The following is a 10,174-nucleotide window of genomic DNA, read 5'->3' on the forward strand; positions in this document are numbered from 1 at the left end:
CACGGCCGAGGGCTCGTCCTCGGCCGGGAGGGCGTTCACTGAGTCTCGGTGAACTCGGGGGCACCCGTCTTGCGCTGCACGAACCGGGTGATGCGGTTGGCGGTGCGGAAGCTCTCCAGATCGAGGTCCTCCACCTCCACCGTCAGATCGAACCGGCCCTCGACGAACGTGACCAGCTCCAGGGCGAACAACGAGTCCGCGAGGCCCAGTTCGAAGTAGTCGTCGTCGGGCCCGACGGGCTTGCGGAGAGCCGCGGTGAGGAACTCGGTGATCTCGCTGGTGATCTCGTTCACGTCGTCGGCTCCTGGGGTCCGATCTCGACCAGCAGCACGCTCCACGCCGCCACTGGACTCACGTTGATGAGCACGGCGCGGTCACCCTCTTGGAGTTCCTTGCGCTCGATTGCCGTGTAGAGGTTGTGGAAGACGTCGTTGGGACCCAGGTGCCCGTACTGCTGGAGGTTCTCCCGGCACACCGGCATGATCTCGATCCCGAGGGACTCCTCGGTGAAGGTGAACCCGGCCATCGACAGGTTCTGGCTGAGGTGTCCGCGGATGTCCGCCTGCTCGATCCCGTTGCGCTCCATCAACCCGCTCAGCAGGGCCGACAGCCGGCCGCGCGACTCCATCGCGAGACTGAAGGCGTACGTGGAGGGGTCCTTGCACTCCTCGCGCCACTGATCGGCGGGACGGTCGCGGTACTTGACGTGGAAGAGGTCCCAGTGGGCGCCGTTGGTCTCCTGGACGATGTCGAGGAGCCGGACCGGCCCTCGGCGGGAGAGCAGCAGCGCCTGACCGCCGTCCCCGTTCACGGTCACCGGATGCCTGTAGCGTCCGGCGGCCGCCGGCTTGCTGCCGTGGACGACGAGCACGTCGCCCAAGTCCCGGTCGGCGCACATCAGTCCACGTGCCGCCAGCAGTGCGGGGGTGATCGAGACGCACCCCAGGCCGCCGACCGAGAACGTGACGGCTCTGTCGGCGCCGAGCAGGTGCTGCAGTCGGGTCGCCTCCGAGCTGAGAAGCGTCTCCGGTGCCCTGGACTCCACGACGATGAGGGCGCCGAGATCACGCGCGGACGCGCCTGCCCTGTCCAGGGCTTCCCGCGCGGCACGCTCGCCGAGATCGGCCGAGCTCATCCCCTCGTCCGCCCGTACGGACTCCACTCCCAGCGCCAGGCACGTGCGCCGCTCGCTCTCCCCGAGCGAGGCCAGTTCGGGCAGTTCCGACACCGGAACGGACCGCTCGGGCAGGCACCAGCCGGCACTGCGCACGGCGACAGGAAAGGCCCCGTTCTCCGCGACTTGAGGCGTCACGCATCCTCCCCCAATTCTGGTCAGAAACCGGATGCTACAACGCCGACTTGAGGAGGAGAAGAGACCAGAATTGGAAACCGGAACCACCGGGAAAGGTGTCCCGAACATCGAGTTGTCGATTTACCCGGGTATCGGCGGGGACGCTGGAGTGGATCGTTCTGGACGTTTTGCCGGAGAGGTCACCCGGGGTCGGATCCGTACCGGCCGACATAAGCGGAATGCGCCACTCAGGTTTCACGTTCGTTCTGGAATCCTTGGTTCCGGAAAACCCCGGTCTCACCGCCGGTCACGCCTCGACCGGCCGGTGCACCAGCACTTCCGGTCATTCCCCCGCCCCGGAGCGGGGCAGCCATGTGCGGACAGCAGAACGGCGGGTGAACTGGAACGATCCGGTGGGGACGCTCAGTTCACCCGCCGTCGCGGCGGAGGGCGGCGATGCCGTGCAGGGTGGAGGCGCGCCCCCGCTAGCCCGCCTCGTTCACGAGACTGGCAGGACGCATGTCGGTCCAGTTCTCCTCGATGTGGTCGAGACACGCCTGTCGGCTGTCCTCGCCGTGAACAATGGTCCAGCCCTCTGGAACATCGGCGAACGCCGGCCACAGAGAATTCTGCTTCTCATCGTTGACGATTACATAAAAGGTGCCGTGCTCGTCGTCGAATGGATTGCTCATCAGGTCCCTTTCGCGGTACGCGAGTGGAAAGCCGGATCCCCACCCTCACGGGACGGCATACTCCCGCAGCCCGAACAACCCCCGCAAGTATTTCGCGGACGAAAGGCACCCTCTCCGGGCGAAGCGGGGAATTAGCTCCCACCGGGACCGGCGGCACGACCCGCGCGGTCAGCGGGACGGCCGGTCGACGCCCCACTGGGAGAACGGCCAGGGCAACGACCGGTCCCGTGTGCGAGGCGAGGAGCCCCATGCCCGACGGTGGGTGGCTGGGGCTGGATGAGCAAGCGTCCCGTGCCGGACGAGCTGGACGCCTGGTTCGAACCCGCGCACACCCGGCCGGAGATCCGGCGGGATCTGACAGCTACACGCTCATCCCCGTCGACCAGCCCGGTCAACTGGTGGGGCTTCTGCGGGAGTTCACCTCCGAGTGAGCCTGTGGCCCGTCGCCGTGCAGGCCTCGCCGTCCCGCTGCGTGCCACCATGTCCCGCATGGACACACCAGCACTCGAACTCGCCGCGCAGCGTCACCGGGAGGCCGCCGACGCACTGGCGGCGGCACGGACCGACCTGGAGATCGTGGCCGTTCAGGCCTTGCGCGAGGGCGGAGCGGAAGGCGAGCGCACCGTCGCCGAACTGACCGGCTGGTCACCGGCGCAGCTGCGCGAGATCGTCGCCCGCGTGGAACGACGGGACGGCCCCGCCTAGCCTCCGGCATCCGCCGTGCGGGCCGGGGCGCGAGCACCCCGCGTCACGCCCTCCCCGTGGCGTCCGCCCTCCCGGGGAGCCCATACGCTGCTGGGCGGCAAGTGTTCTGCGTACGAAGGAGACCCGCCGTGCTCGTGCTGCTGCCGCCGTCCGAGGGCAAGGCCGCCGGAGGAAGAGGGCGTCCCCTCGACCTGGAGGCGATGTCGCTGCCGGGGCTGGCCGGCGCCCGCGAGACGGTGCTGGACGAGCTCGTCGCGCTGTGCGGCGCGGACGAGGAGAAGGCCCGCGAGGTGCTGGGGCTGAGCGAGGGGCTGCGTGGCGAGGTCGCCAAGAACGCCGGGCTGCGTACGGCCCCCGCGCGGCCGGCCGGAGAGATCTACACCGGGGTGCTCTACGACGCGCTGGGCCTGGCGACGCTGAGCCCGGCCGCGAAGCGGCGGGCGGCACGGTCGCTGCTGGTCTTCTCGGGACTGTGGGGAGCCGTGGGGATCAAGGACCGCATTCCCTCGTACCGCTGCTCGGGCAACGTCCGGCTGCCGGGCCTGGGCGCGCTGGGAGCGTACTGGCGAGGGCCGCTGGCCGCGGTGCTGCCGGAGGCCGCCGGGAGCGGCCCCGTGCTGGATCTGCGCTCGAGCGCCTACGCGCAGATGTGGAAGCCGAAGGGCGAGCTGGCCGAGCGCACCGTGACGGTACGGGTGCTCCAGTCCACCGTCGTGGACGGCGTCGAGAAGCGTTCCGTGGTCAGCCACTTCAACAAGGCGACGAAGGGCCGGATCGTACGTGCGCTGCTGGAGTCGGACGCCCGGCCCACCACGCCGGCGGCTCTGGCGGAGGCAGTGAGCGGGCTCGGCTACGCCGTGGAGGAGGCGGCCGGAGCGCGGTCCGGGAAGCCGCTGGCCCTGGACGTGGTGGTGTCGGAGCTGTAGGGCTCTTCGCGACGGTATTGCACTCTTTGCAACGGGCGTTGCGTGCGACGGTCGTGCGAGGGGAGCATGGCGCTATGAGCTCCTCCGATGCCGACGCCCCGACCTCCCTTCTCGATCTCGCACCCGTCATCCCCGTGGTCGTCCTGGAGGACGCCGAGGACGCGGTACCGCTGGCCCTCGCTCTCGTCGCCGGCGGCCTGCCCGTGATCGAGGTGACGCTGCGGACGGCGGCGGCGTTGGATGCGATTCGGGCGATCGCCGAGCGCGTGCCCGAGGCGGTCGTCGGCGCGGGCACGGTGCTCACCCCCGAGCAGGCGGACGAGGCGGTGCGGGCAGGTGCGCGCTTCCTGGTCAGTCCCGGCTGGACGGACCGGCTGCTGGACGCGATGCGCGGGCACGGAGTGCCGGTGCTGCCGGGCGTCTCGACCACGTCCGAGGTGGTCGCTCTGCTGGAACGGGGGGTGACGGAGATGAAGTTCTTCCCGGCGGAGGCCGCAGGCGGCACCGCCTATCTCAAGTCGCTCGCCTCGCCTCTGCCCCGAGCACGTTTCTGCCCCACTGGAGGCATCGACGAGGCCAGGGCAGCCGGATACCTCGCCCTGCCCAACGTCGGTTGCGTGGGCGGCACTTGGATGCTCCCAGGCGAGGCGCTGGCCGCGAGGGACTGGCCACGCGTCCAGCGCCTGGCCGAGGGGGCCGCCGCGCTGCGCCACTGAGGGGCGCAGCCGGGCGATCCCGACCGGTCGCCAACTGCCCGGTCGCCACTGCCGATCATCGACTCCAGGTCGCCCGACTGCCCGTCACCGACGCGCGAACGCCGGTGACGGGCAGAGGTGGTCCAGACCGGTGTCAGGCCGGCTCGGCCTCCGTCTCGGGCCGCGCACCGGGAGCCGCTGAGTCCTTCCGCGCCTTGGCCCGCTTGGCCAGCACGGCGATGGAACCCAGCGCGATCACCGACAACAGGATGATGTAGCCCGAGACCGCCATCGACGTCCCGCTCACCTCCAGCAGCAGCACCATCATGAACGGAGCCAGACCGCCGCCGACGACAGCCGCGATCTGGTAGCCCAGCGAGGCGCCGGTGTAGCGCATCTCGGCCGTGAACAGCTCGGCGAACAGGGCGGCTTGAGGTCCGTACATGATGCTGAGGAAGCAACTGGTGACGAAGGTGCCGAGCCCCAGCAGCCACAGCGACTTGGTGTCGATGAGCATGAACATCGGCACGGCCCACAGCATGATGCCGACGGCCCCGACCGTGTAGACGGGCAACCTGCCGAAGCGGTCGGAGACGGCCGCCGCGCCTGGGATCAGCACGAGTTGGGTGAGGCTGACCAGCAGCGAGACCATCAGCACCGAGCCCCGCTCCATGTGCAGGTCACGCGTCGTGTAGTCGAGGACGCCGGTGATGATGATGTAGAACGTGGCCGTGTTGACGGCGAAGGAGCCGCCGGCGAGGAAGACGGTGCCCAGGTGGTGCCGCAGGACGGTGCGCAGCGGCGAATGGGCCGAATCCCCGCCCTTCTCAGGCGTCTTGCCGGCGTTCGCCTCGCGCTCACGCTCGGCGAGCGCGCGCTCCGCCTCGCGGAACTCCGGTGTCTCCTCGACCCGGGTGTGGATGTACCAGGCGAGCAGGAGCACGAGGATGCCGATCGCGAACGGCACCCGCCATCCCCACGAGCTGAACGAGGCCTCGTCGGTGATGCTCTCGGTGAGGAGGAAGGCCACGTTGGCGGTCACGACGCCGATGGGGACGCCCATCTGAACGAGGCTGCCGTACAGCCCCCGCTTGCCCTCCGGTGCGTACTCGGTGGCCATCAGCATCGCGCCGCCCCACTGTGCGCCGACGGCCAGGCCCTGCACGACGCGCAGAGTGACCAGGGCGATCGGGGCGGCCACACCTATCTGGTCGTATCCGGGGAGCAGTCCGATCGCTGTGGTGGCGAGACCCATGGTGGTCAGCGCCAGCACGAGCATGGGCTTCCTGCCGCGCTTGTCGCCGAGCTGCCCTGCGATGATGCCGCCGATGGGGCGGGCGAGGAAGCCGACCGCGAACGTCGCGAAGGAGGAGAGGACTTCGGCGACGGGGCTGCTCGAGGGGAAGAACTTGCCGCCGAGCACGAGCGCGGCCGCGATGCCGAAGATGAAGTAGTCGTACCACTCCACTGCCGAGGCCGCCGCCGCGGCTGCGGCGACTTTGCGCCGGTTGTTCTGCCGCGGGGTCGAGGAGTCGGGTGAGGCCGTATCCATTGCTTCACGCTCCGGTTTGTGGGACGCGGGGAGAGGGGGACGGGGGCTGAGGCGCCGCAATTCCGGGAGAACGTACCGACCAGACGGTAGGTGGTCAACAGGCGGTGCACGGATCTCTCGCTGAGTGGCCGGTCCGGCGCAGGGGGCGATCCGCCGGCGTGCGACGGCGGGTGAAGGCAGGCGAGGGGCACCGCGCGGCATCCGGTCGACGGAGGAAGTCCGGCGCACCGGCGCATACGGAAGTTGCCGGGTGCGGGGCCCGGTGGCAGCGCGCCACCGTGAGCCCCGCACCCGGCAACTCAACTCTGTCGGGGCGGTGTCGGAGTGCCGGACCGGCTCAGCGCAGGTGAGCCGTGTCGTTGAACAGGCGCAACGAAGCGTTGCCGTCCACGTAGTAGGCGACGGCCGTCAGCGAGGCCGCTGACAGCTCCATCCGGAACAACGACGCGGAAGGCGCGCCCAGCGCCTGTGTCACCAGGCTCTTGACCGGGGTGACGTGCGAGACGACGAGCACCGTCTTCCCCGGGTACCGGGCGAGGATCTTGTCCCGCGCAAGGGCGACGCGCTGCGCCACCGTCTCGAAGCTCTCGCCTCCGCCGGTGGGCCGCACCTCCGTGGAGGCCATCCATGCGTCCAGGTCGTCGGGGTGGCGTTCGCGCACCTCTGCGAAGGTCAGCCCTTCCCAGGCGCCGAAGTCCGTCTCGCGCAGGTTCTCCTCGATGCGCACGTCGAGGCCGATGCGGTCGGCGACGGCAGCCGCCGTCTCCCGGCAGCGGCGCAGCGGAGAGCTGACGACTGCCTGGACGGTTCCGCGCGCTGCCAGCGCCTGCGCCACGGCGCGCGCCTGGCGGCGCCCGGCCGCGGAGAGCTCGGGGTCGGTGCCGCCGCTGCCCGAGAAGCGCTTCTCCGGTGTCAGCGGGGTCTCGCCGTGCCGCAGCAGCACGAACGTGGTGGGCGGACCGACGTCGGGGCCCCAGCCGCTGTGCGCGGCGGCCTCCTCGCCGGAGGCCTCGGGCTCGTCCCCGTCTTCAGCCGCGTCCTCGGCCGCCTCACGGGCCGCCTCTTCCGCCGCGTCCAGCTCCGCTGTAGAGGCGCCGGGCGACCACGGTTCACCGCGTTTGCCCGCGTCCATCGCCTCGTTGGCGAGCCGGTCCGCGTGCTTGTTCCGGGCGCGGGGCATCCACTCGTAGGTGACCGCCTCCACGGGGAAGATCTCCTTCGCCTCGGCGGCGAGCGGCCGCATGTCGGGGTGCTTGATCTTCCAGCGGCCCGACATCTGCTCGACGACCAGCTTGGAGTCCATCCGCACCCGCACCGAGGCGTCCGGGTCCAGCTCGTACGCCATCCGCAGCCCGGCGACCAACCCCCGGTACTCGGCCACGTTGTTGGTCGCGACTCCGATGAACTCGGCCGTCTCGCGCAGGACTTCACCGGACCGCGCGTCCAGTACGACCGCGCCGTAACCGGCCGGTCCCGGATTTCCCCTGGAACCGCCGTCCGCCTCGATGACGAGCCTGCGTCCGCCGCCCACGCCCCCCACCCCCGTCAGAGTCCGGACTCGGGCGTACGGACCAGGACGCGGCGGCAGTTCTCACACCGCAGCACCTCGTCCTCCGGGGCCGCGCGCACGTCGTTGACCTCGGTGATGTTCAGCTCCAACCGGCAGCCCTCGCAACGCCGTTGATAGAGCTTGGCCGCGCCCACACCGCCCTGCTGCTCACGGATCTTCTCGTACAGCTTCAGCAGGTCCGTCGGCACCGAACCGGCCACCGCCTCGCGCTCCTTGCGTACGGTCTCCGCCTCGCTCTCGAAGCCGTCCATCGCCACGTCACGACGTGCCGTCGCGTCCTGGACCTTCGCCTGCACGGACTCGACGCGCTGCGCCAGCTCGGCCGCGCGTTCCTGGGCGGCCTCGTGGCGCTCCATGACCTCCAGGACGACGTCCTCCAGGTCTCCCTGCCGCTTGGCGAGCGAGGCGATCTCGCTCTGCAGGCTCTCCAGGTCCTTGGGGTTGGTGACCTGGCCGGAGTCCAGCCGCTTCTGGTCGCGGGCGGCGCGCTGACGCACCTGGTCGACGTCCGACTCGGCCTTGGTCTGCTCGCGGGAGGTGTCGCTCTCCTCCGTGCGGGAGGCGACGAGAAAATCGCGGAGCTGGGCGAGATCGGCCTCCAGGGACTGGATCTCCTCGTGCTCCGGCAGGTTCTTGCGCTTGTGTGCGAGCTGCGTCAGGCGCGTGTCCAGTGCCTGGACGTCGAGCAGTCGGATCTGGTCGGCGGGCGCGGCTTTCAGTTGGGGGCTCCCGAGGTGAGTTCGTTGGAGTCGCTGCTGTCGGTGCCGGAGTTCGGGCCCGACGGGGCAGACGGAGAGGAGTAGGAAGCCGCGTGTGCGGTCCAGGGGTCGGTGACCGTACGCGAGACGTGGGTGCGCAGGCCCCAGCCGTGCCGGTCGGAGATCTCGTCCAGCTGGGCGGCGGCCTGCTCGCACCAGGGCCACTCGGTGGCGAAGTGGGCGGCGTCCAGCAGCGCCAGCCCGGAGTGCTCGCGGGCCTCGGAGGCGGGGTGGTGGCGGAGGTCGGCCGTCAGATACGCGTCCACGCCGGCCGCGCGCACCTCCGCGAAGAGCCCGTCACCGGAGCCGCCGCTGACGGCGATGCTCCGGATCAGCCGGTCTGGATCACCGGCGGCGCGGATCCCCTGCGCCGTCACCGGCAGCCGCTGCGCGGCCCACTCCGTCAGCTCCGAGAGCCGCATCGGGCGGGGCAGTTCGCAGACGCGGCCGAGACCGCGGCGCCCCTCGCTGTCGGACGGATCGGGCACCAGCGGGCCGAGGACCCTCAGGTCGAGGGCGCCTGCGAGGGCGTCCGAGACTCCGGGATCCGCGGTGTCGGCGTTGGTGTGGGCGACGTGGAGGGCGACACCGTGCCGGATCAGCGTGTGCACGACCCGTCCCTTGAAGGTGTCGGCCGCGACGCTCGTCGTCCCGCGCAGGTACAGCGGGTGGTGGGTGACCAGCAGTTGGGCACCGAGCTCCACGGCCTCGTCCGCGATCTCCTGGACGGGATCGACGGCGAAGAGGACCCGCCGCACCTCGGCGTCCGGGTTGCCGACGTCCCCGCAGACCGTGCCGACGGCGTCCCACTGCTCGGCCCGGCCGGGCGGCCAGAGGGCGTCGAGCGCGGCGATGACTTCGGAGAGTTCGGGCACGGGTGAAAGGCTACCTTCCGGCCCGGCCCGGCTGTCCGGGGCGCCGTACACCCCCCGGCCGCCGCCCCCGCGCACGCCCCGAGGCACAGGCCCTCGGTCTCGCGCAGGCAATTCGCACATCCGCCACCCTTCCGCGTGAAGCGTCCGAACTCGCATTGTTCGGGCGGCAGTGCGACGCCTAGGTTCCTCACTGGAGGTGATCGACCCATGACTGCCTGTGCCACGGAGACCACGGTGAAGGACGGCCGCACGGCAAGGCACTCCACGTTCACGATCGCGGCCGACGGCGCCTACGCGGCACGGCTCAACGCGTCCGCGGAGGGCGGCTGGTTTCCCGAGCGCTGGACGCTGGACGGGCCGGAGCCGTACGCGGTCCCGCTGCCCGGCGCCCGGCCTGAGGACGTGGGCAGCCAGGTGCTGCCGCTGGCCGACGGAAGAGTCCTGATCGCCCGCCTCGAAGCGGGGAGCCACCAGCTCGCGCTCCTCTATCCGACGGGGCCGAGCACGGGCGAACTCCGCCTGGGCGCCGTGGAGTCCGAGCGGCTCACGCTGCTGCCCCCCGCACCCTGCGGACGGCGCGCGTACGCGCTGACCCACGGTGAACACAGCACGGGCGTATGGCTGGTGGCGGGCGGCAGCGAAGGCCCTCAGCTGGTCGCGGAGGTCTCGGGGCACTGCTCGGGCGGCGCCTGGCTGGACCGTGAGGGCAGGCTGCTCGCGGTGGACCGCACGGACACGGGCGGTACGGGCCGCACGAAGAGCGTCGTGATCGACTTCGCGCGGCAGGGCGAGGTCACCCCTCTCCTCCAGATCACCGACGAGAGCGACGACCGGCTGCTGCTGGCGGACGCCGACAGCGGCCTGCTGATCGTGCGGTCGAACGCACCCGGAGAGATGCGGCTGGGCTGGGGCGTGCTCGGCAGCCACCGCCCGATCCGCTTCCCGGAATCCCTGCATCCCGACAACGCCCTGCTCACGCCCTTCGCCGTGCAGCCGGGGCAGATGCTGATTCCGGAGAGCTGCGCCGTGGCACTGCACGGGCAGACGACGGGGGCGCGGGCGGGCGGTGCGTGGCTGGGCGTATGGCGCCCCATGCAGAAGGAGTTGCGG

10 protein-coding genes and 1 pseudogene are annotated in these 10,174 nt (G+C 70.8%); 4 read left to right on the top strand and 7 right to left on the bottom strand.

Features of this window, described 5'->3' with window-relative positions; genetic code table 11:
• Positions 1–35: 35 nt before the first annotated feature.
• The 3 genes from H5J26_RS31650 to H5J26_RS24065 all read right to left on the bottom strand — a co-directional run bounded on the left by H5J26_RS31650 (position 36) and on the right by H5J26_RS24065 (position 1,983).
• Complete coding sequence (locus H5J26_RS31650; protein ID WP_181768046.1) at positions 36–293, bottom strand: acyl carrier protein; 258 nt, start codon at positions 291–293, stop codon at positions 36–38.
• Entirely contained in the window at positions 290–1,312 is a 1,023-nt protein-coding gene (locus tag H5J26_RS24060; protein WP_309238050.1) for a 3-oxoacyl-ACP synthase, read from the bottom strand. Before H5J26_RS24060 ends, H5J26_RS31650 begins: the two co-directional genes overlap by 4 nt.
• 464 nt (positions 1,313–1,776) lie before the next feature.
• The gene (locus H5J26_RS24065; protein ID WP_303647190.1) at positions 1,777–1,983 is read right to left on the bottom strand and encodes an MbtH family protein; all 207 of its coding nucleotides are present in this window, start codon (positions 1,981–1,983) and stop codon (positions 1,777–1,779) included.
• A 276-nt stretch (positions 1,984–2,259) separates the two neighbouring features.
• On the opposite strand from H5J26_RS24065, the gene H5J26_RS32470 reads away from it, so the two are divergent.
• From H5J26_RS32470 to eda, 3 genes are all read left to right on the top strand, one after another.
• Positions 2,260–2,688: a hypothetical protein gene (locus H5J26_RS32470; RefSeq protein WP_419183843.1), complete on the top strand. Its 429-nt coding sequence runs from the start codon at positions 2,260–2,262 to the stop codon at positions 2,686–2,688.
• Positions 2,689–2,816: 128 nt separating this feature from the next.
• Complete coding sequence (yaaA, locus tag H5J26_RS24080; protein ID WP_181768047.1) at positions 2,817–3,614, top strand: peroxide stress protein YaaA; 798 nt, start codon at positions 2,817–2,819, stop codon at positions 3,612–3,614.
• A 74-nt stretch (positions 3,615–3,688) separates the two neighbouring features.
• The gene (gene eda, locus H5J26_RS24085) at positions 3,689–4,330 is read left to right on the top strand and encodes a bifunctional 4-hydroxy-2-oxoglutarate aldolase/2-dehydro-3-deoxy-phosphogluconate aldolase (protein WP_181768048.1); all 642 of its coding nucleotides are present in this window, start codon (positions 3,689–3,691) and stop codon (positions 4,328–4,330) included.
• 133 nt (positions 4,331–4,463) lie between these two features.
• Here the strand turns inward: eda and H5J26_RS24090 are convergent, their stop codons facing one another.
• The 4 genes from H5J26_RS24090 to H5J26_RS24105 form a co-directional block, all read right to left on the bottom strand.
• Positions 4,464–5,861, bottom strand: a complete 1,398-nt coding sequence (locus tag H5J26_RS24090) for an MFS transporter (RefSeq protein ID WP_181768049.1) — start codon at positions 5,859–5,861, stop codon at positions 4,464–4,466.
• Between the two features lie 337 nt (positions 5,862–6,198).
• Positions 6,199–7,392 (bottom strand): bifunctional RNase H/acid phosphatase, encoded by a 1,194-nt coding sequence (locus H5J26_RS24095; RefSeq protein WP_181768050.1) that lies wholly within the window; start codon positions 7,390–7,392, stop codon positions 6,199–6,201.
• Between the two features lie 14 nt (positions 7,393–7,406).
• The gene (locus H5J26_RS24100; protein ID WP_181768055.1) at positions 7,407–8,150 is read right to left on the bottom strand and encodes a zinc ribbon domain-containing protein; all 744 of its coding nucleotides are present in this window, start codon (positions 8,148–8,150) and stop codon (positions 7,407–7,409) included.
• Positions 8,147–9,064, bottom strand: coding sequence for a Nif3-like dinuclear metal center hexameric protein (locus H5J26_RS24105; RefSeq protein ID WP_181768051.1), 918 nt, complete (start codon positions 9,062–9,064; stop codon positions 8,147–8,149). The genes H5J26_RS24100 and H5J26_RS24105 overlap by 4 nt, the downstream gene beginning before the upstream one ends.
• A 207-nt stretch (positions 9,065–9,271) precedes the next feature.
• On the opposite strand from H5J26_RS24105, the pseudogene H5J26_RS24110 reads away from it, so the two are divergent.
• Positions 9,272–10,174 (top strand): annotated as a pseudogene (locus H5J26_RS24110) (hypothetical protein); the annotation flags it as partial.

The organism is Streptomyces albidus (ex Kaewkla and Franco 2022) (assembly GCF_013870515.1).
GTDB lineage: Bacteria > Actinomycetota > Actinomycetes > Streptomycetales > Streptomycetaceae > Streptomyces > Streptomyces albidus.

Excerpts from the sequence above, each read along its gene's own strand:
- H5J26_RS24090 (WP_181768049.1), bottom strand. The coding sequence starts at position 5,861 with ATGGATACGGCCTCACCCGACTCCTCGACCCCGCGGCAGAACAACCGG.
- H5J26_RS24065 (WP_303647190.1), bottom strand. The coding sequence starts at position 1,983 with ATGAGCAATCCATTCGACGACGAGCACGGCACCTTTTATGTAATCGTC.
- H5J26_RS32470 (WP_419183843.1), top strand. The coding sequence starts at position 2,260 with ATGAGCAAGCGTCCCGTGCCGGACGAGCTGGACGCCTGGTTCGAACCC.
- eda (WP_181768048.1), top strand. The coding sequence starts at position 3,689 with ATGAGCTCCTCCGATGCCGACGCCCCGACCTCCCTTCTCGATCTCGCA.